This window comes from Rhizobium indigoferae, assembly GCF_034554815.1.
Lineage (GTDB): Bacteria > Pseudomonadota > Alphaproteobacteria > Rhizobiales > Rhizobiaceae > Rhizobium > Rhizobium leguminosarum.
This window is the reverse complement of the sequence record NZ_CP140635.1, coordinates 1,188,973-1,214,723: the sequence shown is the minus strand read 5'-3', so window position 1 is coordinate 1,214,723 and position 25,751 is coordinate 1,188,973. Positions and strand designations below refer to the sequence as shown.

The following is a 25,751-nucleotide window of genomic DNA, read 5'->3' as shown; positions in this document are numbered from 1 at the left end:
TGCAAAGCCGTTTGGGCGTGCAGGTGCTTTCAAGGGCAGGCATGAAACTACTCGAGACATACATATTGCGGCGCGTCGGCCAGATGTTTCTCGTGGCGCTCCTGCCCGTTCTGGCGATCATTTGGACGACTCAGGTTCTGCAGCGCATCAATCTGGTCACCGACAGCGGCCAGTCGATCGGCTCGTTCGCCAAGCTCGCGACGATGATCCTGCCGTCGATCATTCCCGTCGTACTGCCCTTCGCCCTCGTTATCGCGATCACCCAGACGCTGACGACGATGAACAACGATTCCGAGCTGACCGTCATCGACGCGGCCGGGGCGCGGCGCAGCGTGTTGATCCGCCCGATCCTGCTGCTTGCCGCCGTCATCAGCGTCTTTTCCTTCTTCGTCGACAACGTCGTCGAGCCGCGCGCGAAAACCGTCGTGCGCCAGATGATCGCCGAGACCTATGCTGATCTCCTCTCTTCGGTGATCGAGGAAAAGACCTTCCGCAAGCTTGATGAAGGCCTCTATGTGCAGATCTCGCAGCGGATGGCCGGCCGCATGCTGAAGGGCCTTTTCGTCGCCGACGAGCGCGATCCGGCCTACGAACTGATCTATTATGCGAAGGAAGGCGCCGTCGACGATACGGGCACGACCCTGATCATGCATGAAGGCGAAGTGCACCGCAAAACACCCGATGGCAACGTCTCGGTCATCAATTTCGATTCCTATTCCTTCGACCTCTCGGACATGACGGAGAGTCGCGGTCAGGCGACGTTGCGCGCCAGCGACCGTGACCTGTGGTTCCTGTTCAATCCAGATCCGGCCGACAAGGACTATACGATCCGGCCGCAAAGCTACCGCGCCGAACTGCACCGCCGGCTGACGGACTGGATCCTGCCCGTTGTCTTTGCCCTGTTTTCACTGGCGATCGCCGGCGATGCGCGCTCGCACCGCGAAGCGCGGCTGCATCCGATGGTGAGCGCTCTCGCCTATGCCTTCGCGATGCGATGGGCGGCCTTCTACGCGGCCAATCAGATCGACACCGACCCTGAATATATCGCCGTCCTCTATGCCATACCGATTGTCAGCAGCATCGTCTCGATCGTCTTCCTCGGCCTGCACAAACGACTGGTCATGCCTTCGTTCATTCGGGACCGGATTTCGTCTTTCTGGAGACAGATGCAGGAAAGGCTGCTTGCCGCGACCGGCAGGACCGGCGGGGGCACTGCCCAATGATGTTCGGGACATTGTCGCGTTATTTCTTTCGCCGCTACCTAGTAACGACGGGCTGGTTCCTGATCGGCGTCTCGGCGATTTCTTTCCTCCTCGATTTCAGCGAGACGGCAGGCCGCATGTCCGGTCTGCCCGGCTACACGATCAGCGGCGGCGTGCTGATGACCGCCGTGCGCCTGCCGCTCATCCTGCAGCAGACGGTGCCGTTCATCGCGCTGTTCGTCGGCATGACGGTGCTGATCGGCCTCAACCGCAAATATGAGCTCGTCGTGACGCGCGCAGCCGGGATTTCGGTCTGGCAGTTCATGTTCCCCTTCATCGCCGGCTCGCTGGCGCTCGGCCTGTTGACGATGGCGGCGCTCAACCCGCTTGCGGCCTGGGGACAGCGCCAGGCACTGCTGGTCGAATCCGACTGGCGCGGCGAGAACGCAGTTCTGCGCAAAGCCCCGCAGATTCCGTGGCTGCGCCAGATCAGTGGCCGGGACGATGTCATCATCGGCGCCCAGACGGTCCAGGATAACGGAACCAAGCTGATCGACGCCGTGCTGATCCATTTCGATTCAAGGGGTCAGGTCATTCTGAGACAGGACGCGGCCACGGCAAAATTGGAAGATGGTTACTGGCAACTTAACAACGTTGTCGAGCGCCAGCCTGGCGAAATCCCGGTGCGTAAAGCTTCGGTTCAACTTCGCACCAATCTGAAACAGGATTTCGTTCAGGAGCGGCTGACAGCGCCGGAAACAATTGGTTTCTTTGACCTTTCCAACCGGATTGCGGCGGCCAAATCCTTCGGCATCTCAACCAAGGCGTTGGAGACGCAATTCAACTCCCTGTTGTCCCAGCCATTGCTGCTGGTGGCCATGACTCTCATTGCTGCAACAGTGTCCCTAAAATTTAGCCGGTTCAACCAATCCCGCTCCGTGATTCTGGGTGGCATCCTTTCGGGCTTCATGCTTTATGTCATCACCGTGCTTGTAAAGGCATTTGGAAGCAGTGGAGTCGTGCCTCCCTTCGTGGCGACGTGGATACCGGTGGTCGTCGCGCTGGCCTTGGGTGCGACTATTCTGCTTCATCAGGAGGACGGCTAGTGGCGGTAGGCGACCGCAAGTATTTTAGTAAACAGCTGGTTGCCCTGCTTGTCGGCGCGACTCTATGTTCCTATTTCGGCAGTGTACCGGCCTCATACGGCCAGGTCAGCGCGCCCGAACAAACGATCGAGAAGAAGATTCCTGCAGAGGCCAAGCTTCTGCTTTCGGCCAATGAACTCGTCTATAACCGTGACGCCGATCTGGTGTCGGCGGTCGGCGGTGTGCAGATCAATTATGCGGGCTACAAGATGGTCGCGCAGAAGGTCGAGTACAATCAGAAGACCGGCCGGATGACGGCGATCGGCAATATCGAGCTGGTCAGCCCCGACGGCAACCGCATCTACGCCGACAACCTTGACGTGACCGACAATTTCGCTGACGGGTTCATGAATTCGCTGCGCATCGAAACTGCCGACAATACCCGTATCGTCGCCGAAACCGGCGAGCGCGTCGGCGGCACGCAGATGATTCTCAACAAGGGCGTCTACACGGCCTGCCTTCCTTGCGCCGAAGATCCGAAACGCGCGCCCTTCTGGCAGGTCAAGGCCAAGCGTGTGATCCAGAACGGCGTGACCCACACGATCCGCCTGGAGAGAGCCCGCTTCGAGCTGCTCGGCTATCCGATCGCCTTCGTGCCGGTCATGGAAGTTCCCGACAATACGGTGAAGCGCAAGTCGGGCTTTCTCTTCCCGACGATGAGCCTGTCGCAGAATCTTGGCTTCGGACTTTCCGTTCCTTATTATTATGTGATCTCGCCGAGCATGGACGCGACGGTCACCGCCACCGGCTACACCGCCCAGGGCTTCCTCGTCGAAGGCGAATTCCGCCAGCGCTTCGAAAATGGCACGCATATCCTGCGCGTCGCCGGTATAGACCAGGCAAAGCCGGACAATTTCAGCTCCGGCACCAGCGATGCCGAAGCCGGCCAGCGTGGCATGGTGGCATCGAAGGCCGAATTCCGCATCAATCCGCGCTGGACGTTCGGCTGGGACGTCATGATGCAGAGCGACAACAACTTCTCGCGCACCTACAAGCTGCGCGGCCTGACCAGCACCGATCGTACCAACCAGATCTACCTGACGGGACTTGGGAAACGCAATTATTTCGACATGCGGGCGTTCTATTTCGACGTCCAGGATGCCGACCGGAAGAACACTGCCGAAAAACAGCAGGCGATCGTCTATCCGTCGCTCGACTATCACTATGTGGCGCCGCAGCCGCTTGCAGGCGGCGAGCTTTCGGCTGATGTCAACCTGACGAATATTTCGCGCACCCATGACGACTTCTATACCGTCGACGGCTTCGACCGCTTCCGCGGCCTGAAGGGTCAGACCTCGCGGCTGACTGCCGAGCTGCAGTGGAAGCGCACCTACGTCACGCCGACCGGCCTCGTGATCACGCCGCTGCTGGCCGCGCGCGGCGACGCCTTCGCGCTGAACATGGACGATCCCACAGGTTACGCCGGCAACTACGACGACGGCAATTCCGCCACCCGCTCGATGGTCACGGCCGGGCTGGAGATGCGTTATCCGATCCTGATGACGACTGACAATAGCACTCATGTCCTCGAGCCGATCGCACAGATCTATGCCCGCCCCGACGAGCAACTCGCAGGCCGCCTGCCGAACGAGGATGCGCAGAGCTTCGTCTTCGACGCCACCTCACTGTTCGACCGCGACAAATTCTCGGGCTACGACCGCGTCGAAGGCGGTACCCGCGCCAATGTCGGCATCCAGTACACCGGTACGTTCGACAGCGGTTACAAGCTGCACGGCATTTTCGGCCAATCGTACCAGATCGCCGGTCAGAACTCGTTTGCGACCGATGACCTCGTCAATGTCGGCGCCGATTCCGGCCTTGAAACCACTCGCTCCGACTATGTCGGCCTCGGTGGCATCGAGACACCGTACGGCGTTTCCGTGACCGCCTCCTACCGCCTCGACGAGAAGGATTTCGATTTCCGCCGCGGCGACCTGACGACGGCCTACCAGAACGACACCTTCTCTTCGCAGGTGACCTTCACCCATCTCAGCGCCCAGCCGGCATATGGCTTCGACGAGGACAATGACGAGATCCAGACCAGCAGCAAAATCAAGTTCAAGGATTACTGGTCGATTTTCGGCGGCATCGCCTGGGATCTGAACAATGATGTGATTAGCCGCCGGACGCTTGGCCTGTCCTATGAGGACGAATGCACGATCTTCACGATCGCCTATACCGACAGCAGGGATTCCGACGACGAGTCGGCAAGCGACTGGACGATCGGCGCGCGGCTGACCTTCCGCACGCTCGGCGACATCAAGGTCGGCTATTCTGGAGACAGCTCGGATGGCCTCAACTGACGGACGGCCGGCGCAAACATGGCCTGAAGCCATTCTTTCGCCGTAAGCCTGTGCAGGACATTGCCGCCAGTCGGTATCTGAGGCATAGGGGTTTCGCGCCGTGATGGAAGCGATTTCCGCGTGTCTCGCACTGTGGTAAGAACGCCGCGAACAACGTCTCGCGGCGCTATCGGGAGGTCAACAGATGATTGACGCGAAAAAGGCCATAACCAAGTTCCTCGCCGGGGCAGCGCTTGCATTGCTGACAGGCCTTGCCGGTCCAACGCTTGCGGCAAGTGAAGTCAAGGCCGTGGTGAACGGCACCGCCATCACCAGCGGCGATGTCGCCAAGCGCCAGGCCTTCCTGCGCCTGCAGCATACGAAGGCCGATGCCAAGGCCGCTGAGGAGCAATTGATCGACGAGGCGCTCAAGCGGCAGGAGGTCGCCCGCGTTCATATGTCGGTTTCGCAGCAGGACGTCGATGCGTCTTTCGCGCGCTTTTCGAGCGGCAACAAGCTTTCCCCCGAGCAGATGTCGCAGATCCTCGATCGCGCCGGTGTCGGCGTCGACCATTTCAAGGGTTTCATCGCCGTGCAGATGAGCTGGCCGCGTGTGGTCAACGCCCGCTACGGCTCGACGTCGCGGCTGTCGAACTACGATCTCGTCTCGCGCATGATGCAGAACAACAAGCAGAAGCCGGTAACGACGGAATATATGCTGCAGCAGATCATCTTCGTCATTCCGCAAGCCAAGCGCGGGGCCATCACCGGCAAGCGCAAGGGCGAGGCCGAGGCGTCGCGCTCGAAATTTCCGGGCTGCGACCAGGCAAAGGTATTTGCCGCGACGATGCGTGACGTTTCCGTGCGCGATCTCGGCCGGATGCTCGCCCCCGAGATCCCGCCGGATTGGAAGCCGTTGGTCGAGCAGGCCAAGGGCAACACGACAGGGACCCGCGTCACCGACAAGGGCGTTGAATACCTGGCAATCTGCAGCCAGCGGCAGGTCTCCGACGACCAGGCCGCCGAAATGGTCTTCCGCCAGGAAGATCTCGACAAGTCCAAGGGCGGCAAGGACGCCAGCCCGGAAAACGAAAACAGCAAGAAATACCTGGATGAACTGCGCAAAAAGGCGCAGATCGCCTATCGCTGACCGACAATGGTGATACCGTTTTCGCGACCGCTTGCGCTGACCCAGGGCGATCCCGCCGGCATCGGGCCGGACATTACTCTGATGGCCTGGCTCCGGCGGCGTGAACTCGGGCTGCCGCCTTTCTTCCTGATCGGCGATCCTGATGTCTTGGCGCTGAGAGCCCGCCAGCTCAATCTGGCGGTTTCGATCCGCGAGACCGATAAAGCCAGCGAGGCCGCCGGCATGTTTGCCGACGCGCTGCCCGTCATGACCATACTGGCCGGCATCGAGGTGGTGGCCGGCGAGCCGCATGCGGCAACGGCGAAAGGCACGATCGCGGCGATCGAGAAAGCCGTGTCGCTTGTCATCACCGGCGAGGCGCTCGCGGTCGTCACCAATCCCATCGCTAAAGCCGTGCTATACGAGGCGGGTTTCCGATTTCCCGGCCATACCGAATTTCTCGCCGATCTCGCCGCCAGGGCGACCGGCCGGCCGGTGACACCGGTGATGATGTTATCAGGACCGAAGCTCCGGGCGATTCCCGTCACCATCCACATTCCTGTTAGGGACGTGCCGCAGGCGCTGACAGGCGAACTGATCGTTGAAACCTGCCGGATCGCCCATGAAGACCTGAGGCAGCGTTTCGGCATCGAGACGCCGCGGCTCGCCGTTGCCGGCCTCAACCCGCATGCGGGTGAAGGCGGGGCGATTGGCAAGGAGGACGAGGATATCATCCGACCGGCGATCGAGCGCCTGCGCGACGAGGGCATCGATGCGATCGGCCCCCTGCCCGCCGATACGATGTTCCATGACGAGGCGCGGGCGCGATACGACGTCGCCGTCTGCATGTATCACGACCAGGCACTGATCCCAGCCAAGGCACTTGGTTTCGACGACAGCGTCAACGTGACGCTCGGGCTTCCCTTCGTGCGCACCTCGCCGGATCACGGCACCGCTTTCGGCATCGCCGGCAAGGGACTGGCGCGCGAGCAGAGCCTTGTTGCGGCGCTGAAGCTCGCCGCCCAACTCGGCCGCAGTGCGGAAAGCTGCCGCTGATGGCAGCACTCGATGGCCTGCCGCCGCTTCGCGACGTGATCCAGCGTCACGGCCTCGACGCGCGCAAGGCGCTCGGGCAGAATTTCCTGCTCGATCTCAACCTCACCCAGAAGATCGCCCGCACGGCGGGGGCGCTCAACGATGCGACCGTTTTTGAGGTCGGCCCCGGCCCCGGCGGGCTGACGCGCGCGATCCTGGCGCTCGGCGCCAGGAAGGTTATCGCCATCGAGCGGGATACACGCTGCCTGCCAGCGCTCGCCGAGATCGCTGATCATTATCCCGGCCGGCTGGAGGTGATCGAAGGCGATGCGCTGAAGACGGATTTCGAGAGATTAGCGCCGGAAGGCCCGATCAAGATCATTGCCAACCTCCCCTACAACGTCGGCACGCAGTTGCTGGTCAACTGGCTGCTGCCGAAAGCCTGGCCACCGTTCTGGCAGTCGCTGACGCTGATGTTTCAGAAAGAAGTCGGCGAGCGCATCGTCGCCAACGAAGACGACGACCATTACGGCCGTCTCGGCGTGCTCTGCGGCTGGCGAACAGAGGCACGCATGGCCTTCGACGTGCCGCCGCAAGCGTTCACGCCGCCGCCGAAGGTGACGTCGACGGTCGTGCAGCTGACCCCTCGCGAAAACCCGATCCCCTGCGTTGTCGCCAATCTGGAAAAAGTGACGCAGGCCGCTTTCGGCCAACGTCGCAAGATGCTGCGCCAAAGCCTGAAATCGCTCGGCGGCGAGAGCCTGCTTGTCAAGGCCGGGATCGATCCGGCGCGGCGGGCGGAAACCCTATCTGTCGAGGAATTCTGCCTTCTGGCAAACAGCCTGTAGGGCAATTCCAGGAACGTGCGAAGCGGTTTCCAGGAGCTACTCTAAAGCGAGGGCGTCTCTTCCAGCAATGCGCGGACGAAGTCGAACATGCCATGGCGGCGGTCGCGGCGCAGGCGTTCGGCCTTGACGATCGACTGGACGGCGTCGAGGGCGGCGTTGAGATCGTCGTTTATGATGACGTAGTCGTATTCGCGCCAGTGGGCGATCTCGGCGCGGCTATTGGCGAGGCGCGTCTGGATGACCTCCTCGGAATCCTCGGCACGGCGATGCAACCGCGACTGGAGTTCCGTCATGGTCGGAGGCAGCACGAAGATCGAGACCACGTCGGCCGACATCTTCTCCTGCAATTGCTGGGCGCCCTGCCAATCGATATCAAAGAGCATGTCGCGGCCTTCGGCCATGGCCTGCTCGACCGGCTCGCGCGGTGTGCCGTAGAAATTGCCATGTACCTCGGCCCATTCGAGCAGCGCGTCGCTATCGCGCAGCCGCTCGAACTCGCGCACACTCTTGAAGTGGTAATGCACATCCTCGACTTCGCTCGGGCGGCGCTGACGTGTGGTGACGCTGACGGAAAGACCGATTTGCCTGTCGGTCTCCAGAAGCGTGCGCGCGATGGTGGACTTGCCGGCGCCCGACGGCGACGAGATGACAAGCATCAGACCGCGGCGGGCGATCTGCACGGGCGAGGATTTCGCCGGGTTCATGTCTTACTCCAAATTCTGGACCTGCTCTCGGAACTGGTCGATCACGACTTTCAACTCGATGCCGGCAGCGGTGACCGCCGAGGCGTTCGACTTCGAGCAGATGGTATTCGATTCGCGGTTAAATTCCTGTGCAAGGAAGTCCAGCCGGCGCCCGGCAGGCCCACCTTTCACCAGGAGATCGCGCGCTGCGGCGACATGAGCCTTGAGACGATCGATTTCCTCGCGCAGATCCGCTTTGGTCGCCAGCAGTGCGGCTTCGGCATGCAGCCTGTCGCGGTCGAGTGCGGCCATGCCATCCATCAACAAGGCGACCTGCGCGACCAGCCGCGCGGCGATCTCCTGCGGCGAGCGAGACGGATCGAGCTCGATCGTTCGTGTCAGGCCTTCGATCGTCGTGACATGGTCGAGGAGGATACGCGTCAGCGCCGAACCTTCCTGTTCGCGCATTGCTCTCAGATCGGAAAGCGCGGCCAGCAAGCCGGCAGCGATCTCGGCGTCACGGGCGGCAAGCGCCTCCTCGCCATCCTCGCTTTCGCGGAATTCCACGATGCCGCGCACCAGGAGCAGCGTATCGAGCTTCAGTGGCGACGGATCGATGACACCGTCCAACTGCTCGCGCATGGCCAGCACAGCGGCGAGCGCCTCCTTGTTCAGCACCGCCTCGAAACGGTTCTCGTCGGCGGTGACGGATAGCGATGCCTGCAGGTTGCCGCGGCTGAAGCTCTCGCCGGCGAGGCGGCGGACGTCTGCCTCCATGCGTTCGAGGCCAGGCGGCAGGCGCAGGCGCAGGTCGAGGCCCTTACCGTTGACCGAGCGCAATTCCCATGCCCAGCGCCAGCGGCCGCTCGTTCCTTCGCGCCGTGCAAAACCGGTCATGGACTGCAAAGCCATGCGTGCCTCCCGAAAGTATCAGTTGATCTTCTTTTTCTTCAGCGGCACGACGGTGGCGCCATTATCCGCCGGCTGCTCTTCCGGCTGGCCGTCGACTGCGATGTTCGGGTCCGAGCCCTTGTCGGCTTCGAGCTTGCGCCAGCGCTTGACGTTGGCATTGTGCTCCTCGAGCGTCGCAGCGAAAACATGGCCACCGGTGCCGTCGGCGACGAAATAGAGGTCCTGCGTCTTCCAGGGATTGGCGACGGCTTCCAGCGCATCCTTGCCGGGATTGGCGATCGGCGTCGGCGGCAGACCCTTGATGACATAGGTGTTGTAAGGCGTGTCCCGCTTGAGGTCCGACTGGTAGATGGGCCGGTCGGCCGGTTTGCCCTCGCCGCCGAAGAGACCGTAGATGATCGTCGGATCGGACTGCAGGCGCATGCCCTTGCCGAGCCTGTTCAGGAAAACGGAGGCGACATGGGCACGCTCGTCGGGAACCCCGGTTTCCTTTTCGACGATCGAGGCGAGTGTCACGAATTCCACTTTGGATCGCAGCGGCAGCGAGGAGTCGCGCTTGTCCCAGATCTGATCGACGAGCTTCTGCTGTGCAGCCGCCATCTGGTCGATGATCTCCGCGCGCTTGGTGCCGCGCGAGAATTTGTAGGTATCCGGACGCAGGCTGCCCTCGGTCGGCAGTGCGGCCGGCAAGTCACCTTCGAGCACGGTATCCTGCAGCATGCGGTCGAACATCTGGCGGACCGTCAAGCCCTCAGGGAAGGAAACGGAATAGAGAATGGACTTGCCCGATTTCAGAAGCTCCATGATATCGCTCATGGAGGCCTTCGCCTTGATCTCGTACTCACCCGCCTTCAGGCTCTCACCGGCAGAAAGATGCGTTGCCGTGAGATAGCGGAAAATGCGGGCATCGCTGATGATTGCGTTGCGCTCGAGGTTCGAGGCGATTTCGGCCAGACCAGCGCCGTTGCGGACGATGAAATTGGTGTTGGTCTGCAGCGGACCCGGGTTCCGATAGGTCGATGTGGCATAGTAGAAGCCGATGACGGCGACGACGCAGACCAGAACCGCCAGCGTCATGATGAAGTTCAGAAAAAGAACGACCTGGCCGCGGGCTTTCCTGGACCGCCGCGGCGGCTCCGGGACACGCTCAGGACGCAGGGCTTCGTTCGGCGACTTCGGGATGATCGGTCCCTTCTGCGCCTGGCTATCGTTGCTCTGGTTCGTCGTATCGCTCACCGGCAATCCTCTAAAACTTGACCCTCACTTCGCTATTTCGCGAAGCAATGCGGCAAAAGCAGGTTCTGCCGCCGTTCAAAGACGCCGTTGCCGGTCGTTATGCCTTCGCACGCCCTCCTACGCAACGTAGAGGACGGCCGGTTGCGGTGTAAGGGAGACCCGCTCACCGCACAGGACTTTTATTGCGCGTAACGGCGCAGCACGAGCGACGCGTTCGTGCCGCCGAACCCGAACGAGTTGGACAGCGCCACATTGATTTCCCGCTCACGAGCCTTGTGCGGAACAAGATCGATCGCCGTCTCACGTTCGGGATTGTCGAGATTGAGCGTCGGCGGCGCGATATTGTCGCGGATGGCGAGCGTAGTGAAGATCGCCTCGATGGCGCCGGCTGCACCGAGAAGGTGTCCAGTCGCCGACTTGGTCGAAGACATGGAGATCTTCGACGCCGCGTTGCCGACCAACCGCTCGACGGCGCCGAGTTCGATCGTATCGGCCATGGTCGAGGTACCGTGGGCGTTGATGTAATCGATATCGGCCGGCGTCAGCCCGGCGCGCTTCAGCGCCATCGCCATGCAGCGGCCGGCACCCTCGCCGTCTTCGGACGGCGCAGTGATGTGATAGGCATCGCCTGACAGGCCGTAGCCGACGATTTCGGCGTAGATCCTGGCGCCGCGCGCCTTGGCGTGTTCCAGTTCCTCGAGCACGACGATGCCGGCGCCTTCGCCCATGACGAAGCCATCGCGGTCGCGATCATAGGGGCGCGAAGCCTTCTGCGGGTCGTCGTTGTGCTGGGTCGACAGCGCCTTGCAAGCGGCAAAGCCTGCAAGCGAAATGCGGCTGACGGGGGATTCCGTGCCGCCGGCGACCATGACGTCGGCGTCACCCAGCGCGATCAGCCGCGCGGCATCGCCGATCGCATGCGCACCCGTTGAGCAGGCGGTGACGACCGAATGATTGGGTCCGCGCAGCTTGTGGCGGATCGAGACCTGGCCGGAGACGAGGTTGATCAGGCGGCCGGGAATGAAGAAGGGCGAGATACGGCGCGGGCCCTTGTCGCGCAGGGTGTAACCCGCTTCGACGATGCCTTCGATACCACCGATGCCAGAGCCGATCAGCACGCCGGTGGCGATCTGGTCGTCATCGGTTTCAGGATGCCAGCCGGCATCGGCAAGCGCCATGTCGGCGGCGGCCATGCCGTAGATGATGAAGGGATCGACCTTACGTTGCTCCTTCGGCTCCATCCACTGATCGACATTGAAGGTGCCGTCGGTGCCGTCACCGATAGGAATACGGCAGGCGATCTTGGCGGGAAGGTCATCGACCTCGAATTCGGTGACGAGGCGGGCGCCGTTCTGACCGGCAAGCAGCCGCAACCACGTCACCTCGGTTCCGCATCCCAAGGGTGATACCATGCCGGTACCGGTGATGACGACACGTCTCATCGCGTGCTTTCCCCCGCCTCTTATGTTCTATGGAGAAGTATGCCGAAAAGAAAAGGGCGGACTCCAGGCCCGCCCTTTCTCAAATTCACAGGATCAGGCCTGGGCCTTCTCAATAAACTTCACTGCATCGCCGACCGTCAGGATCGAGTCGGCAGCGTCGTCAGGAATTTCAACGCCGAATTCTTCTTCGAAAGCCATGACAAGTTCGACCGTGTCGAGCGAGTCAGCGCCCAGATCGTCGATAAAGCTGGCGCTCTCGACGACCTTGTCGGCATCAACGCCAAGATGATCAATAACAATTTTCTTTACGCGTTCTGCGATATCGCTCATGTCGGTTTCCTCGACCTTATGTCCTGATCGGAATGCCATCGCGGCACCCCTACCCTGCTTCAGCCTGCGATGTTTTCAGACATCCTCGGCAAACTCGTTTACCCGGCTTCAGAGATGTCCCAGGCTTGCAAAAAAGCCCGCCGGTCCGTCTGCTTTCTCGGGACGACTGTTGACAGTCATGGCCCGCTTAACATGCTTTATGTCTGCCGCAAAGCCAGAAAATCAACGGTTCGTGATTGCTCAACATGCTATTGGCGGAAATATTCCCATGCCAACAGTTTGTCGTTTCAGATCATCGCCATGCCGCCGTTTACGTGCAGCGTCTGACCCGTCATGTAAGCAGCCTCGGAGGACGCAAGGTAAGCCACCGCCGAAGCGACCTCGCCGCCCGTGCCCATGCGCTTCATCGGGATCGCCCCCATGATCGCTTCCTTCTGCTTGTCGTTCAGCTTGCCGGTCATGGCGCTCTCGATGAAGCCCGGTGCCACGCAATTGACCGTCACGTTGCGGGTGGCAATTTCCTGCGCCAAGGACTTGGTGAAGCCGATCATGCCGGCCTTGGAGGCGCAGTAATTGGCCTGCCCTGGATTGCCGGTGACGCCGACGACGGAGGTGATGTTGATGATGCGGCCATAGCGGCGACGCATCATCGGATGCGTCAATTCGCGCGTCAGGCGGAACGTCGATGTCAGGTTCACTTCGAGGACGGCGTCCCAATCCTCGTCGCTCATGCGTACAAAGAGCCCGTCGCGGGTGATGCCGGCATTGTTGACGAGAATATCGACGCCTTCGAGGTCGGCTTCGGCCTTCTGGCCGAGCGCCTTGACCTCATCGCGGTCGGACAGATTGGCCGGGAAGATCTTGACGCGCTCGCCGAGATCGGCGGCCAGCGCTTCCAGTTTCTCGACGCGGGTGCCGTGCAGGCCGACGATAGCGCCCTGCTTATGAAGAAGGCGGGCGATTTCCTCGCCGATACCGCCGGATGCGCCGGTGACGAGAGCCTTGCGGCCGGAAAGATCGAACATGGAAACGTTCCTTATATCTGGAGATACCAATCAGGCCATGAGGGCGGCGACGGCCGCGTCGATATCCGCCGGACCGTTGACGGAGATGCCGTTGATCGTCTTGTCGATGCGGCGGGCAAGGCCGGTCAGCACCTTGCCGGAACCGAGTTCATAAAGCGTCGTGACGCCATTTCCGGCGAACCATTCCACCGTCTCGCGCCAGCGGACCTGGCCGGTCACCTGCTCGACCAGGAGGCTGGCGATCTCGTCGGCGCCTGTCACGGGCGCAGCACGGACATTGGCGATGACAGGCACGACCGGATCGGATTTGGCGACAGTTGCCAGCGCTTCGCGCATGGCGTTGGCGGCCGGCGCCATCAGTGTCGAATGGAACGGAGCGGAGACCGGCAGCAGGATGGCGCGCTTGGCGCCCTTGTCGGTCGCAAGGCCGGCCGCCTTTTCGACGGCTGCCTTCTCGCCCGAGATGACGATCTGGCCGCCGCCATTGTCGTTGGCGATCTGGCAGGCGCCGGCAGCGGCCGCTGCCTCGCAAACGGCAACGACGTCGGCATGTTCGAGGCCGATGATCGCGGCCATAGCGCCGACGCCGACTGGGACGGCCGCCTGCATGGCATTGCCGCGGATGCGCAACAGCCGCGCGGTGTCGGCGAGCGAAAAGGTGCCGGCGGCGCAAAGTGCCGAATATTCGCCGAGCGAATGACCGGCGACGTAGGCGATCTTCGACTTCAGATCCAGCCCTTTGGCTTCGAGAACGCGGACGACGGCGATCGAGACGGCCATCAGCGCCGGCTGGGCATTCGCCGTCAACGTCAACGTATCCTCGGGACCGTTGAACATGACGTCCGAAAGCTTTTCACCGAGCGCCTGATCGACCTCTTCGAAAACGGCGCGAGCTTCCGCGAAATTCTCGGCGAGATCCTTGCCCATGCCGACGGCCTGACTGCCCTGACCGGGAAAAGTGAAAGCGATGGTCATTTTCATGTCCCTGATTACGCCCCTTAAGGCTGTTTTGCCTCCAATTGACATTCTTTCCGGCAGAGTCAAGTGGCGCCTCATTCTCCGCAAAGCCTTTCGCACCGGCGCAAAAGCCCGGTTTTTGCTCTTGCGCTCCGCCAAATCCAGCCTAGATTTGCGCGGACCTCCCCAAGGCTTTCACCTCTCTCCCAAGGTTTTTTCATGAAGTACAATTCACTAGGCCGCACCGAGATTTCCGTTTCAGAGATTTGCCTTGGCACCATGACCTGGGGTTCGCAGAACAGCGAAGCCGATGCTCATGCGCAGATGGACTACGCCGTCGAAAAGGGCGTCAATTTCTTCGACACGGCCGAGCTTTATCCGACCACCCCGGTTTCGGCGGCGACACAGGGCTGGACCGAAGACTATATCGGCAGTTGGTTCAAGAAGACCGGCAAGCGCGGCGATATCGTGCTCGCCACCAAGGTCGCCGGCCGCGGCCGCGACTATATACGCGGCGGCGAAGGTGCCGATGCAAAGAATATCCGCCTGGCGCTCGAGGCCAGCCTGGCGCGGCTGAAGACCGATTATATCGACCTCTACCAGATCCACTGGCCGAACCGCGGCCATTTCCATTTCCGCCAGAACTGGAGCTACAATCCCTTCAACCAGGATCGCGACAAGGCCGTCGCCAATATGCTCGACATCCTGGAAATGCTCGGTACGAAGGAAGGCAAGATCCGCGCGATCGGTCTTTCCAACGAGACCACCTGGGGCATACAGAAATATCTGACGCTCTCCGAACAGAAGAACCTGCCGCGCGTTGCGAGCGTCCAGAACGAATATAATCTGCTCTACCGCCATTTCGATCTCGATCTCGCCGAGCTCTCGCATCACGAGGATGTCGGGCTGCTCGCTTATTCGCCGCTCGCCGGCGGCATCCTCTCCGGAAAATATGTCGATGGTGTCAGGCCGAAGGGTTCGCGCGGTTCGATCAACCCCGATATCGGAGGCCGCCTGCAGCCCCTGCAAGAGCCGGCGACCAAAGCCTACCTGCAGATCGCGGCCAGATATGGTCTCGATCCGGCAGCGATGGCGCTTGCCTTCTGCCGATCAAGGCCGTTCATGGCGTCGGTCATCATCGGCGCAACCTCGATGGAGCAGTTGAAAGTCGATATCAGTGCGGCCGACCTGACGCTTTCGGACGAGGTGCTCACGGAGATCGCCAAGGTGCACCGGCAGTATCCGCTGACGCTTTGATCATATTCCTTTAACGCCTGCCCGACGCCGAACGGGATGAGAGCATGATGTCGCCCGAAAACCGCTCACAGTTTTCGGCATCACGCTCTACTCACTGGTCTGCGTCGGGTTCGATTGTCCGATTGCGCTTGCCTTTCCCCGAAAAATCCGTATAAGCCGCGCTGTTCGTTAACCCGGTCTTCTGGCTGGTGGCTGAACGGAGGGCCGGTTTCCTTTCGGAAATCGTTCGGAACGGAAGCGTTCCAGCCTCCCGTGTCTCCGCTCTCGACCGTCTCGGAAACGCTTTCTTGCCTGGGTCCGCCCAATCAGGAGCAGTCGTTGAGGCTTAGCCGCCGAATATCGGGTTGAACCAAACGCAAGAAAGGCAAAGCTGTCATGGCTCTTTATGAACATGTATTCCTTGCCCGGCAGGATATTTCCGCTCAGCAGGTCGATGCCCTCGTAGAACAGTACAAGGGTGTGATCGAAGCGAATGGCGGTAAGGTCGGGCGTATCGAGAACTGGGGCCTTAAGTCCCTCACCTACCGCATCAAGAAGAACCGTAAGGCGCACTACGCCCTGATGGACATTGATGCCCCGGCGGCTGCCGTCCAGGAAATGGAACGTCAGATGCGCATCAGCGAAGACGTTCTTCGCTACATGACGATCGCCGTCGAGAAGCATGAAGAAGGTCCGTCTGCCATGATGCAGAAGCGCGACCGTGACGACCGTCCGCGTGAAGGCGGCCGTGGCCCGCGTGAAGGCGGCTTCGGTGATCGCGACCGCGGCCCGCGTCCGCCGCGTGAAGGTGGCTTCGGCGACCGTGACGACCGTCCGCGCCGTCCGCGCGAAGATCGTGTATAAGGGAGATCTGAGATATGTCTGAAACTTCCTCCGCTCCGGTCCGCCGCCCGTTCCATCGCCGCCGCAAGACCTGCCCGTTCTCCGGCGCCAATGCGCCGCGGATCGACTACAAGGACGTACGCCTGCTGCAGCGCTACATTTCCGAGCGTGGCAAGATCGTTCCGTCCCGCATCACGGCCGTTTCCCAGAAGAAGCAGCGCGAACTCGCCCAGGCGATCAAGCGCGCCCGTTTCCTCGGCCTGCTGCCCTACGTCGTCGCCTAATCGGTCGACGCCGACACCTTTTAGGGAAGGCATTCGTGCCTTCCCTTCTCCCTTCCGCGATGGGCGCGGATCGGAACTCTTAAAACCCATGTTGAGACGTTTCTGAATTTGATTCAGCAACATCCTCTAACTGCTTGATGAAGCAGGACAGCGACCTTGAAACGACCGAACATTAGAACGCTGCTGATCGGCGCACTCGCCGGATTGACCGCCGCCCTGCTGGTGCTGGGCGCGAGCATGCAGCCGTCGTTTTTCAGCGCGCTTCTCTACACGGCCTCGGCGCTGCCGATCCTGATCGTCGGGCTCGGATGGGGCAATGCCGCCGCGGTCTCGGCCGTCGTCACCGCTGCGGCCCTCGGGGCGATCTTGATCTCGCCCTCCTTCGCGCTGATCATGACGCTGGTGACGCTTCTGCCGGCCGGTTGGCTCAGCCATCTCGCCAATCTGGCGCGTCCGGCCGCCGAACTCGGCGGCCCCGACCATCTGCTTGCCTGGTATCCGCTCTCCGATATCCTGCTGCATCTCTGCGGTCTGGTGACGCTCGCCGTCATCGTCATCGGTGTGATCATCGGCTACGGGCCTGAGATTACCGATCCGATCGTCGATCTGCTGATCACCTCGCTCAAGCAGCAGCAGCCGGAATTCATGCCCGATCCGGCGGCGACTGCGCAGACCAAGTCGCTGATCCTGCTGATGCTGCCGGCTTTGCAGGGCGGCATGTGGGTCAGCATGTTATTTGCCGCCTATTACTTCGCCGTGCGCATCGTCTCAGCGTCCGGCCGCGGCCTTCGCCCGCGCGAGGATATTCCCTCGTCGCTGCGCATGAACCGCAACTCGATCTTCATCTTCCTGGCCGGGCTTGCCGCCTGCTTTTTCGGCGGCATTCCGGCGCTGGTCGGTGCGACCGTGATCGGCACCTTCGGCGCCGGCTTCATGCTTTCCGGTTTCGCCTCGCTGCATTTCCGCACGCGCGGCAAGGACTGGCGCATACCGGCTCTCATCCTCTGCTATCTGGCCTCGATGCTCATGCTGCTGCCAGCTCTCCTCATCCTCGTTCTCGGTCTCAGCGATACGCGCAAGGCGATCGCGCTGACCCCGACGAAAGATGCTGATGCCCCCAAACAATCCGATACGAAAATCTGAGACACAAGAAAGGAAAAAGAAAATGGAAGTCATCCTTCTCGAACGCATCTCCAAGCTCGGCCAGATGGGCGAAACCGTAAAGGTTCGCGACGGCTTTGCCCGTAACTACCTGCTGCCGCTCGGCAAGGCGCTGCGCGCCAACGCCGCCAACAAGACCCGCTTCGAAGCCGAGCGTGCGACGCTCGAAGCCCGCAACCTCGAGCGCAAGTCGGAAGCCCAGAAGGTCGCCGACGTTCTCGACGGCAAGTCCTTCATCGTCGTGCGTTCCGCCGGCGAAACCGGCCAGCTCTACGGTTCGGTTGCTGCCCGTGACGTCGTCGAGATTCTCGCCGCCGAAGGCTTCAACATCGGCCGCAACCAGGTTCACCTCAACACGCCGATCAAGTCGATCGGCCTGCACAAGGTCGAACTGCAGCTGCATGCCGAAGTCGAAATCCACGTCGAGCTGAACGTTGCCCGTTCGGCCGAAGAGGCAGAGCGCCAGTCCAAGGGCGAAGAACTCACCTCGGTCGACGCGATCTACGGCGTCGACGAAGACGCGCTGCGTCCGGAAGACTTCTTCGATCCGGAAGCCGACGGCGTCGACGAAGACGAAGCATAATTTCGTCGGAGCGATCCGCGACAGGGAAGCCCGGCCACCGCGCCGGGCTTTTTCGTTTCCATCCCTTCCATAGGCGTAGTGGACTGGGTCGCTTTTTAAGGGGATTGTCCGGATGTTTTTGCTGCGTGCCTTATGGCATCGCGCTAAAGTAGCGTTCTCCGAAACGGATGGGCTGAGTCGGCGCCATACCGTGTCGTGCGGGTGACACTGCCAGTATTTCTCCTTTGTGTCGCCCAAGACTGTGGAGAAGTCGAACAACGTGCACAGCGTTCAGGATTTAGGCGAAGCGAGCCCCCGCTCCTTTCGTAGCCTCTTGATTTTCGCGTCCGGAATTGCAAATCCGGAGCTGGAAAAAGACAGAACGGATGATGATGAACGACGCCGCTCGAAAGATTACAGCTGTTGCCCCGTCGGAGCAGCATTATCGCGAAGCACCCAACAATATCGAAGCCGAGCAGGCGCTTCTGGGTGCGATCCTGATGAACAACGACGCCTATTACCGGGTGTCGGACTTCCTGAAACCGATCCATCTCTATGAACCGCTGCACCGGAAGATCTTCGAGGTTGCCGGCGATATCATCCGCATGGGTAAGATCGCCAACCCGGTGACGATCAAGACCTTCCTGAAAGCCGACGAGAAGGTCGGCGACATGACGGTTTCGCAATATCTGGCGAGTCTCGTCAGCAATGCCGTCACCGTCATCAATGCCGAGGATTACGGCCGGGCGATCTACGACCTGGCGCTGCGCCGGGCGCTGATCACCATCGGCGAAGATGTCGTCAATATCGCCTATGACGCGCCGCTCGACATGCCGCCGCAGTCTCAGATCGAGGATACGGAACGCCGCCTCTTCGAATTGGCGGAGAACGGCCGCTACGACGGCGGCTTCCAGGCCTTCAACGATGCGGTTGCGCTAGCCATCGACATGGCGGCTGTCGCCAAGGAACGTGACGGCGGGCTTTCCGGCATTTCCACCGGCATCCATTCGCTGGATTCCAAGATGGGCGGCCTGCAGCGTTCGGACTTGATTGTGCTGGCCGGACGCCCCGGCATGGGCAAGACCTCGCTTGCCACGAACATCGCCTACAATATCGCCGCCGCCTACGAAGGCGAAGTCCAGTCGGACGGCAGCATGAAGGCGAAGAACGGTGGCGTCGTGGGCTTCTATTCGCTCGAAATGTCGTCGGAACAGCTCGCCACCCGTATCATCTCCGAGCAGACGGAAGTCTCCTCCTCGAAGATCCGCCGCGGCGACATCAACGATGCCGATTTTGAAAAGCTCGTCGCCTGCTCGATGATGATGCAGAAGGTGCCGCTCTATATCGACCAGACCGGCGGCATCTCGATCGCCCAGCTTTCGGCGCGCGCCCGCCGCCTCAAGCGCCAGCGCGGCCTCGACGTGCTTGTGGTCGACTACATTCAGCTGATGACCGGTTCGGGCAAATCCAGCGACAACCGCGTGCAGGAAATCACCCAGATCACCACCGGCCTCAAGGCGCTCGGCAAGGAGCTCAACGTTCCGATCATCGCGCTGTCGCAGCTCTCGCGTCAGGTCGAAAGCCGCGACGACAAGCGGCCGCAGCTGTCCGACCTTCGCGAATCCGGCTCGATCGAGCAGGATGCCGACGTTGTGCTCTTCGTGTTCCGCGAGGAATATTACGTCAAGAATTCGGAGCCGCGCGACATCCACGATCCGAAATATCCGGAATGGGAAGCGCTGTTCGACAAGGTGAAGGGCACGGCCGACGTCATCATCGCCAAGCAGCGCCACGGGCCGACGGGCACGGTGAAACTCGCCTTCCAGTCAGAATTCACGCGCTTTGCCGATCTCGCCGATCCTTCCTTCACACAGTACGAGGAACATTGACGCGGTTTTCCGGGTCAATTTCCCTTAGAAAACTGCGGCCCGCAACAAGGCCACCGCCACAACGCCGACGACGACGCTGGCAAGCATCGGCAGGCGGCGGGCGGCCAGCGCCGTTGCGGCACATGCCAGTGTCTCCGCCCAGCCGGTCGCAAAGGCGGTCGGAGCTATCACGGCCATCAGGACCGCCGGCGGGATCGCCTCAATCGCCGTTTTCCAGCGTTCGTCCAGCTGCACATGACGGATGAGGACGAGACCACTGATGCGCGTGAAAATCGTCGCGAATGCCATAGCGAGGATGGCAAGCAGGGTATTGATATCAAGCGTCATGCGGCCTGCTCCTGTACCCGACCCTTCCAGAAAGCCATCACCAGTCCGGCCAAAGCACCGGCTGCGATATACCAGACGCCCGGCACGAAATGATGGACGACAACGGCTGCAATTCCGCTCGCGGCCAGAATTGCGCCCGTTTCCGGTCCCTTCCAGAAGCCCATGACCAGCACGACAAACACGGCCGGAAAGGCGAAATCGAGACCGATGACCGCGGGATCGCCCAGAAAGGCGCCGAGCAACGCGCCTGCCAGCGAAGAGCCGACCCAGGCGGCATAGAAGGGCGTGACGATACCGGCATACCATACGGGCGTCAGCCGTGTGCTGCCGGCGCGGAACTCCGCCATGGCCCAGAGTTCGTCGGCAAGGAACAACATGGCGGCATAGCGCCTGATGGTGGAGAAGGACTGCATCTTCATGCCGATGGAGGCGCTCATCAGCACATGGCGGATGTTGACCAGAAGGGTGGCAAAGCCGACGCCGACCCAGCTTGCCGGATGCGCCCATATATCCATTGCCACGAACTGCGAGCCACCGGCAAAGACCAGCGCGCTCATCAGCGCTGTTTCCAAGACCGAAAGCCCCTTGGTGGCCGAAATCCCGCCGAAAACCAGGCCTATCGGAGCAACGGCGACGACAAGTGGAAAGATGGCGCGCATTCCGGCAAGAAATTCGCCGGCCGGCCGGCTCTGCTGCAACATGGCAACCTCCCGATTAAGATCGCGGAGCAGTAGCCCAGCCCGACCCAGCCGTATTGAACGTAAGTGATCAGCCCGTTCGGAATTGACCGGGTGTTACGCCTGTGCGCGCCTTGAAGTGCCGGGTGAAATGCGCCTGATCGGCAAAACCGCATTCGAACGCAATATCGGCCGGCATGCGCCCCTGCCGCAGCAACCTGCGGGCCACCTGCACGCGCCGGTCCGTCAGGAAGGCATGCGGCGTGATGTGGTATTCCTTGCGGAAGGCGCGGATGAGATGCGCGCGGCTCAACCTCGCCACCCCGGCCAGTTCCTCAAGGCCGACGTCGCTGTCGAAATTCTCGATGAGGTATTCGCGGGCGCGGGCGACGGCGCTTCGCTCCTGTGTATCGACAGGCACGACCATGGTGCTGCCGTGGCGCGCAAAGATCGCCGCCAGCACCGAGAACATGCTTTCATCGGACTCCAATGCACCTGCACCCCTTTCGAGCGTGCGATGGGCGGAGTGAAAAGCATTGGCGAGCTGCGGATCGCGTGGAAGCCCGCCGGAAAAAGACGGCGTCGCGTGAAAGGCCTTGCCGGTCACATCCTCCAGAATATCGATGAATAATTTCATGTCCGGATAGATCATGCGGTAACGGTAGCCCTCGCCGCCGGGAGCACCGTCATGAATGACGCCGGGATCGATAAGATAAAGGTCGCCCGGGCCGGTTTCCTCCCGCCTGCCGCTCAGCGTGGCGATCTGGCTGCCGCTTTCAATCGCGCCGATGCTGAATGTATCGTGCGCATGCGGCGCATATTCATGAGTGAGGAAGGTAGCGCTCAGACACTCCATGTCGCGGAAGCGGCTGTCCCGCCAAAAGCGGGCCGATTCCACGTTGGCGAGCGGCATAGCCTCCGCCGCCTCTTTCTGAGATACGTTCTGCATGCGGGTAGATTAGCGCCGAAGCCGCCATGCGTCTTGAACAAAAGTGATCGTACAGGCGGCAAAGGATGGTATGTGACCGCCCCGCGCTTTCCCTTGGTCACAATGCTCACTAGACTGGGTGAGGTGATTTTCCCTTCATTTCTTCACGGCGATTCATGACAGATTTTCCCATTCCCTTCGACGACGACGATCTTTTCGCTTCCGCAGGCCTGCGGCTGACCGTCGACTTGACCGCGCTGACGGAGAACTGGCGCGATATGGCGCACCGCTCCGGCGCAGCGCGCGCCTCGGCCGTCGTCAAGGCGGATGCCTATGGCATGGGCATCGAGGATGCCGGCGAAGCGCTCTATATGGCGGGCGCCCGCGACTTCTTCGTCGCGACCGTCGACGAGGGCGTCACCCTTCGCCTCTATGCGCCGGAGGCGCGCATCTTCGTGCTCTCCGGCATCTGGCCGGGCACCGAGCGGCGCTTCTTCGACAATGATCTGGTGCCGGTGATTTCCTCCGACGAGCAACTCGCCTTCTGGATGGCGGTGCTGGCCGATTACGGCGACTATCCCTGCGCGCTGCATGTCGATACTGGTTTCAATCGGCTCGGACTGCATATCGACGATGCGATCGCGCTCGTCGACGACGTTTCGCGGCCGGCGAGTTTCGCGCCGGTGCTTGTCATGAGCCATCTCGCCTGCGGCGACGATCCCAGCCATGCGATGAACCGGCGGCAGCTCGAATCATTCCACAGGGTTAGCGCCGCCTATGAAGGCATCGATTCAAGTCTTGCCGCCTCGGCCGGCATCTTTCTCGGCGAGGATTATCACTTCGACTTGACCCGCCCCGGCATTGCGCTTTATGGCGGCGAAGCGGTCTGCGGCATGACGAACCCGATGCGGCCGGTGGCAACAGCGGAAGCGCGCATCATCCAGGTGCGAAATGTCGAGGCCGGCGAGACCGTCAGCTACGGGCGGGCGCTGCAGCTCAACCGCAAAAGCCGGCTGGCGATCGCCTCGGCCGGTTATGCCGACGGCTATATGCGCAGCCAGTCGAGCGGTGGCGTACCGCTGCGCCAAGTGGTGCCGCAAGGCGGGCAAGGTTTCATCGCCGGACACAAGGTGCCGGTTGCCGGCCGCATCACCATGGACCTGACGATCTTCGATATCACCGACCTGCCTGACAATGCCGTGCGTGCCGGGGATTATGTCGAGCTGTTCGGCAAGAATATGCCAGTCGACGACGTGGCGCGGGCAGCAGGCACGATCGGATACGAGATCCTGACCAGCATGGGGCTCCGCCACGAGCGGCGCTATGTCGCCGACGAGTAGAGTTCGCCCGTCAACGGCTGCTGAGCGCAAGCCGGACCCCGAGCGCCACGAAGAGCGCGCCGAGGCTGCGATCGAGCCATAGCCCGACTTTCTGATTATGCCTGAGCGCATCGGCAAGGCGCCCTCCGAGAAGGACGAGCGGCGGCTCGATGAAGGCAGCGACGACAATGATGAGCCCGCCATGCAGCAGGAGTTGGACCCATGCCGGTCCTGCCCCTTCGACGACGAATTGCGGCAGGAAGGCCAGGAAGAAGATCGCCACCTTCGGATTGAGCAGCGACACAAGGATTCCTTGCCGGTAGATCCTTGCGACCGGCATTTCTTCACCGGCAGCCTTTATCAGTCCATTGCCGCCGCCGGCGCGCAACGCCTGAATGCCCAGCCAGACGAGATAGGCGGCGCCGATCCATTTGACCGTCGAGAAGGCGGCAGCGGAAGCGGCAAGCACGGCGGAAAGGCCGAGTGCCGCCATCAGCACGTGCAGGCAGGCGCCAGACCAGACGCCGAACAACGCGGAAAAACCGGCACGTTTTCCGCCTCTCATTGTGTGACCGAGGATGAAGGCGATGTCGGGGCCGGGCGAGAGGTTGAGCAAAACCGCCGCCGACAGAAATGCAAGCCAGTGTGCGAGCGAATAATCGAACATCTTCCACCGTTCCGAATGACTAGGAGCAAAGGATAGGCACGGGTGTGCTGATGGGGAAATCATTAGTTTTGATCCGTCGCGATAGTCATTATCTCAAGCACGACAATGATTCGATGAAGCGGCGCGTCTGCTTGCCTCGAAACCCGGACTGAAAGAGTAATTGATGGCGAAGGCCAGGACACAATTCATCTGCCAGAATTGCGGCACGGTTCATAACCGCTGGGCCGGCAAATGCGAAAACTGCGGCGAGTGGAACACCATCGTCGAAGAGGACCCGATGGGCGGGATCGGCTCCGGTCCGGGCAAGACGCCGAAAAAGGGCCGCCCGGTGGCGCTGACGGCGCTGTCGGGCGAGATCGAGGAAGCGCCGCGCATCCACACCGCCATGTCGGAGCTCGATCGGGCGCTTGGCGGCGGCTTCGTGCGCGGCTCGGCGGTGCTGATTGGCGGCGATCCCGGCATCGGCAAATCGACGCTGCTCATGCAGGCGGCCGCCGCCCTTGCGCGGCGCGGCCATAAGATCATCTACGTCTCCGGCGAAGAAGCCGTGGCGCAGGTGCGGCTGCGGGCGCAACGCCTTGCGGCGGCCGATACCGACGTGATGCTGGCGGCCGAAACCAATGTCGAGGATATTCTGGCGACGCTCGCCGAGGGCAAGCGGCCGGACCTCGTCATCATCGATTCCATCCAGACGCTGTGGAGCGAACTTGCCGAATCCGCGCCGGGAACGGTGACGCAGGTGCGCACCGGCGTCCAGGCAATGATCCGTTTCGCCAAGCAGACGGGCGCCGCCATGGTGCTCGTCGGCCACGTGACCAAGGACGGGCAGATCGCCGGGCCGCGCGTCGTCGAGCACATGGTCGATGCCGTGCTCTATTTCGAAGGCGATCGCGGCCATCACTACCGCATCCTGCGCACGGTCAAGAACCGGTTCGGCCCGACCGACGAGATCGGCGTCTTCGAAATGTCAGACAAAGGCTTACGCGAAGTCGCCAATCCCTCGGAGCTCTTCCTCGGCGAGCGCAACGAGAAATCGCCGGGTGCTGCCGTCTTCGCCGGCATGGAGGGCACGCGTCCCATTCTCGTCGAAGTGCAGGCGCTTGTTGCGCCGACCTCACTCGGCACGCCGCGGCGCGCCGTGGTCGGCTGGGATTCGGCCAGGCTGTCGATGATCCTGGCGGTGCTTGAGGCTCATTGCGGCGTCCGGCTCGGCCAGCACGACGTCTACCTCAACGTCGCCGGCGGTTACCGTATCTCCGAACCGGCGGCCGATCTCGCCGTTGCCTCGGCACTCGTTTCCTCACTTGCCGGTATTGCCCTTCCTGCCGATTGCGTCTATTTCGGCGAAGTCAGCCTGTCGGGCGCCATCCGACCGGTTGCGCACACCGCCCAGCGTCTCAAGGAAGCCGAGAAGCTGGGTTTTTCCGCAGCACTGCTTCCATCCGCCTCCGCCGAACTGCCGAAGGGCTCCGGCGGGCGCTGGAGCGAAGTCGGAAGCCTGCCGGATCTGGTCGCGCGCATCGCCGGATCGAAGGGAGCGCTGCGTGTGGAAGACGATGTTTGATCCTTTCATTGCCAGGAATGGTGATGATATAGGAGGCACACGATAAGGCACGACACGGCCGCCAAGCG

At 61.6% G+C, this 25,751-nt stretch carries 25 protein-coding genes; 14 read left to right on the top strand and 11 right to left on the bottom strand.

The features are described from left to right. Window positions 1-41 precede the first annotated feature (41 nt). The 6 genes from lptF (at window position 42) to rsmA (ending at window position 7,641) form a co-directional block, all read left to right on the top strand. Window positions 42-1,223 carry an LPS export ABC transporter permease LptF gene (lptF, locus tag U5G49_RS06240; protein WP_026188342.1) on the top strand — a complete coding sequence of 394 codons (1,182 nt, stop codon included), beginning with the start codon at window positions 42-44 and terminating at the stop codon, window positions 1,221-1,223. Continuing rightward, window positions 1,220-2,308 carry an LPS export ABC transporter permease LptG gene (gene lptG / locus U5G49_RS06235; RefSeq protein ID WP_018241455.1) on the top strand — a complete coding sequence of 363 codons (1,089 nt, stop codon included), beginning with the start codon at window positions 1,220-1,222 and terminating at the stop codon, window positions 2,306-2,308. The genes lptF and lptG overlap by 4 nt, the downstream gene beginning before the upstream one ends. After that, window positions 2,308-4,650: an LPS-assembly protein LptD gene (locus tag U5G49_RS06230; protein ID WP_193446076.1), complete on the top strand. Its 2,343-nt coding sequence runs from the start codon at window positions 2,308-2,310 to the stop codon at window positions 4,648-4,650. The genes lptG and U5G49_RS06230 overlap by 1 nt, the downstream gene beginning before the upstream one ends. A gap of 184 nt (window positions 4,651-4,834) precedes the next feature. Beyond that, complete coding sequence (locus U5G49_RS06225) at window positions 4,835-5,779, top strand: SurA N-terminal domain-containing protein (protein ID WP_193446075.1); 945 nt, start codon at window positions 4,835-4,837, stop codon at window positions 5,777-5,779. 6 nt (window positions 5,780-5,785) lie between these two features. Then, on the top strand, window positions 5,786-6,814 hold the full coding sequence (pdxA, locus tag U5G49_RS06220) for a 4-hydroxythreonine-4-phosphate dehydrogenase PdxA (protein ID WP_193446074.1): 1,029 nt from the start codon (window positions 5,786-5,788) through the stop codon (window positions 6,812-6,814). Beyond that, entirely contained in the window at window positions 6,814-7,641 is an 828-nt protein-coding gene (gene rsmA / locus U5G49_RS06215; RefSeq protein ID WP_130652134.1) for a 16S rRNA (adenine(1518)-N(6)/adenine(1519)-N(6))-dimethyltransferase RsmA, read from the top strand. The genes pdxA and rsmA overlap by 1 nt, the downstream gene beginning before the upstream one ends. Window positions 7,642-7,682: 41 nt before the next feature. Here rsmA and gmk read toward each other — a convergent pair whose 3' ends face one another. The 7 genes from gmk to fabD all read right to left on the bottom strand — a co-directional run bounded on the left by gmk (window position 7,683) and on the right by fabD (window position 14,244). Further along, window positions 7,683-8,345, bottom strand: coding sequence for a guanylate kinase (gmk, locus tag U5G49_RS06210; RefSeq protein WP_018241450.1), 663 nt, complete (start codon window positions 8,343-8,345; stop codon window positions 7,683-7,685). Between the two features lie 3 nt (window positions 8,346-8,348). Next, window positions 8,349-9,236, bottom strand: a complete 888-nt coding sequence (locus U5G49_RS06205) for a YicC/YloC family endoribonuclease (RefSeq protein WP_047621529.1) — start codon at window positions 9,234-9,236, stop codon at window positions 8,349-8,351. 18 nt (window positions 9,237-9,254) lie between these two features. Next, a complete protein-coding gene (gene mltG, locus U5G49_RS06200; protein ID WP_182566398.1) occupies window positions 9,255-10,472 on the bottom strand; it encodes an endolytic transglycosylase MltG in 1,218 nt (405 codons plus the stop codon). 179 nt (window positions 10,473-10,651) lie between these two features. After that, window positions 10,652-11,914 carry a beta-ketoacyl-ACP synthase II gene (gene fabF / locus U5G49_RS06195; RefSeq protein WP_182566397.1) on the bottom strand — a complete coding sequence of 421 codons (1,263 nt, stop codon included), beginning with the start codon at window positions 11,912-11,914 and terminating at the stop codon, window positions 10,652-10,654. A 93-nt stretch (window positions 11,915-12,007) separates the two neighbouring features. After that, window positions 12,008-12,244: an acyl carrier protein gene (locus U5G49_RS06190; RefSeq protein WP_003547058.1), complete on the bottom strand. Its 237-nt coding sequence runs from the start codon at window positions 12,242-12,244 to the stop codon at window positions 12,008-12,010. 287 nt (window positions 12,245-12,531) lie between these two features. Further along, window positions 12,532-13,269 (bottom strand): 3-oxoacyl-[acyl-carrier-protein] reductase, encoded by a 738-nt coding sequence (gene fabG / locus U5G49_RS06185; protein WP_018241446.1) that lies wholly within the window; start codon window positions 13,267-13,269, stop codon window positions 12,532-12,534. A gap of 30 nt (window positions 13,270-13,299) precedes the next feature. Next, on the bottom strand, window positions 13,300-14,244 hold the full coding sequence (fabD, locus tag U5G49_RS06180; protein ID WP_018241445.1) for an ACP S-malonyltransferase: 945 nt from the start codon (window positions 14,242-14,244) through the stop codon (window positions 13,300-13,302). Between the two features lie 201 nt (window positions 14,245-14,445). Between fabD and U5G49_RS06175 the strand changes: the two genes are divergently transcribed. The 6 genes from U5G49_RS06175 to U5G49_RS06150 all read left to right on the top strand — a co-directional run bounded on the left by U5G49_RS06175 (window position 14,446) and on the right by U5G49_RS06150 (window position 20,201). Beyond that, entirely contained in the window at window positions 14,446-15,483 is a 1,038-nt protein-coding gene (locus tag U5G49_RS06175) for an aldo/keto reductase (protein ID WP_193446073.1), read from the top strand. 375 nt (window positions 15,484-15,858) lie between these two features. Beyond that, window positions 15,859-16,326 (top strand): 30S ribosomal protein S6, encoded by a 468-nt coding sequence (rpsF, locus tag U5G49_RS06170; RefSeq protein ID WP_003547040.1) that lies wholly within the window; start codon window positions 15,859-15,861, stop codon window positions 16,324-16,326. Between the two features lie 14 nt (window positions 16,327-16,340). After that, entirely contained in the window at window positions 16,341-16,589 is a 249-nt protein-coding gene (rpsR, locus tag U5G49_RS06165) for a 30S ribosomal protein S18 (protein ID WP_003547038.1), read from the top strand. A gap of 156 nt (window positions 16,590-16,745) precedes the next feature. Then, entirely contained in the window at window positions 16,746-17,732 is a 987-nt protein-coding gene (locus U5G49_RS06160) for a DUF2232 domain-containing protein (RefSeq protein WP_018241442.1), read from the top strand. Between the two features lie 22 nt (window positions 17,733-17,754). Further along, window positions 17,755-18,333 (top strand): 50S ribosomal protein L9, encoded by a 579-nt coding sequence (gene rplI, locus U5G49_RS06155; protein WP_018241441.1) that lies wholly within the window; start codon window positions 17,755-17,757, stop codon window positions 18,331-18,333. Window positions 18,334-18,704: 371 nt separating this feature from the next. Beyond that, complete coding sequence (locus U5G49_RS06150; protein WP_026188341.1) at window positions 18,705-20,201, top strand: replicative DNA helicase; 1,497 nt, start codon at window positions 18,705-18,707, stop codon at window positions 20,199-20,201. 24 nt (window positions 20,202-20,225) lie between these two features. On the opposite strand, the gene U5G49_RS06145 is transcribed toward U5G49_RS06150, so the two are convergent. The 3 genes from U5G49_RS06145 to U5G49_RS06135 form a co-directional block, all read right to left on the bottom strand. Continuing rightward, window positions 20,226-20,528 carry an AzlD family protein gene (locus tag U5G49_RS06145; RefSeq protein ID WP_018241439.1) on the bottom strand — a complete coding sequence of 101 codons (303 nt, stop codon included), beginning with the start codon at window positions 20,526-20,528 and terminating at the stop codon, window positions 20,226-20,228. Beyond that, entirely contained in the window at window positions 20,525-21,229 is a 705-nt protein-coding gene (locus U5G49_RS06140) for an AzlC family ABC transporter permease (protein ID WP_193446072.1), read from the bottom strand. The genes U5G49_RS06145 and U5G49_RS06140 overlap by 4 nt, the downstream gene beginning before the upstream one ends. Before the next feature lie 67 nt (window positions 21,230-21,296). Further along, entirely contained in the window at window positions 21,297-22,118 is an 822-nt protein-coding gene (locus U5G49_RS06135; protein ID WP_018241437.1) for an AraC family transcriptional regulator, read from the bottom strand. A gap of 191 nt (window positions 22,119-22,309) precedes the next feature. On the opposite strand from U5G49_RS06135, the gene alr reads away from it, so the two are divergent. After that, entirely contained in the window at window positions 22,310-23,473 is a 1,164-nt protein-coding gene (alr, locus tag U5G49_RS06130; protein ID WP_047621522.1) for an alanine racemase, read from the top strand. Window positions 23,474-23,483: 10 nt separating this feature from the next. Here alr and U5G49_RS06125 read toward each other — a convergent pair whose 3' ends face one another. Then, the gene (locus tag U5G49_RS06125) at window positions 23,484-24,119 is read right to left on the bottom strand and encodes a LysE family translocator (protein WP_193446071.1); all 636 of its coding nucleotides are present in this window, start codon (window positions 24,117-24,119) and stop codon (window positions 23,484-23,486) included. Window positions 24,120-24,282: 163 nt separating this feature from the next. Between U5G49_RS06125 and radA the strand changes: the two genes are divergently transcribed. After that, window positions 24,283-25,683, top strand: coding sequence for a DNA repair protein RadA (radA, locus tag U5G49_RS06120; protein ID WP_047621520.1), 1,401 nt, complete (start codon window positions 24,283-24,285; stop codon window positions 25,681-25,683). Window positions 25,684-25,751: the final 68 nt, after the last annotated feature.

Coding starts and splice junctions, on each gene's coding strand:
- rplI (WP_018241441.1), top strand. CDS start 17,755: ATGGAAGTCATCCTTCTCGAACGCATCTCCAAGCTCGGCCAGATGGGC.
- radA (WP_047621520.1), top strand. CDS start 24,283: ATGGCGAAGGCCAGGACACAATTCATCTGCCAGAATTGCGGCACGGTT.
- pdxA (WP_193446074.1), top strand. CDS start 5,786: ATGGTGATACCGTTTTCGCGACCGCTTGCGCTGACCCAGGGCGATCCC.
- fabD (WP_018241445.1), bottom strand. CDS start 14,244: ATGACCATCGCTTTCACTTTTCCCGGTCAGGGCAGTCAGGCCGTCGGC.
- U5G49_RS06175 (WP_193446073.1), top strand. CDS start 14,446: ATGAAGTACAATTCACTAGGCCGCACCGAGATTTCCGTTTCAGAGATT.
- rpsF (WP_003547040.1), top strand. CDS start 15,859: ATGGCTCTTTATGAACATGTATTCCTTGCCCGGCAGGATATTTCCGCT.
- U5G49_RS06135 (WP_018241437.1), bottom strand. CDS start 22,118: ATGCCGCTCGCCAACGTGGAATCGGCCCGCTTTTGGCGGGACAGCCGC.
- U5G49_RS06150 (WP_026188341.1), top strand. CDS start 18,705: ATGAACGACGCCGCTCGAAAGATTACAGCTGTTGCCCCGTCGGAGCAG.
- U5G49_RS06125 (WP_193446071.1), bottom strand. CDS start 24,119: ATGTTCGATTATTCGCTCGCACACTGGCTTGCATTTCTGTCGGCGGCG.
- U5G49_RS06140 (WP_193446072.1), bottom strand. CDS start 21,229: ATGTTGCAGCAGAGCCGGCCGGCCGGCGAATTTCTTGCCGGAATGCGC.
- U5G49_RS06190 (WP_003547058.1), bottom strand. CDS start 12,244: ATGAGCGATATCGCAGAACGCGTAAAGAAAATTGTTATTGATCATCTT.
- fabG (WP_018241446.1), bottom strand. CDS start 13,269: ATGTTCGATCTTTCCGGCCGCAAGGCTCTCGTCACCGGCGCATCCGGC.
- alr (WP_047621522.1), top strand. CDS start 22,310: ATGACAGATTTTCCCATTCCCTTCGACGACGACGATCTTTTCGCTTCC.
- lptF (WP_026188342.1), top strand. CDS start 42: ATGAAACTACTCGAGACATACATATTGCGGCGCGTCGGCCAGATGTTT.
- gmk (WP_018241450.1), bottom strand. CDS start 8,345: ATGAACCCGGCGAAATCCTCGCCCGTGCAGATCGCCCGCCGCGGTCTG.
- fabF (WP_182566397.1), bottom strand. CDS start 11,914: ATGAGACGTGTCGTCATCACCGGTACCGGCATGGTATCACCCTTGGGA.
- lptG (WP_018241455.1), top strand. CDS start 1,220: ATGATGTTCGGGACATTGTCGCGTTATTTCTTTCGCCGCTACCTAGTA.
- U5G49_RS06225 (WP_193446075.1), top strand. CDS start 4,835: ATGATTGACGCGAAAAAGGCCATAACCAAGTTCCTCGCCGGGGCAGCG.
- U5G49_RS06145 (WP_018241439.1), bottom strand. CDS start 20,528: ATGACGCTTGATATCAATACCCTGCTTGCCATCCTCGCTATGGCATTC.
- U5G49_RS06205 (WP_047621529.1), bottom strand. CDS start 9,236: ATGGCTTTGCAGTCCATGACCGGTTTTGCACGGCGCGAAGGAACGAGC.
- rpsR (WP_003547038.1), top strand. CDS start 16,341: ATGTCTGAAACTTCCTCCGCTCCGGTCCGCCGCCCGTTCCATCGCCGC.
- rsmA (WP_130652134.1), top strand. CDS start 6,814: ATGGCAGCACTCGATGGCCTGCCGCCGCTTCGCGACGTGATCCAGCGT.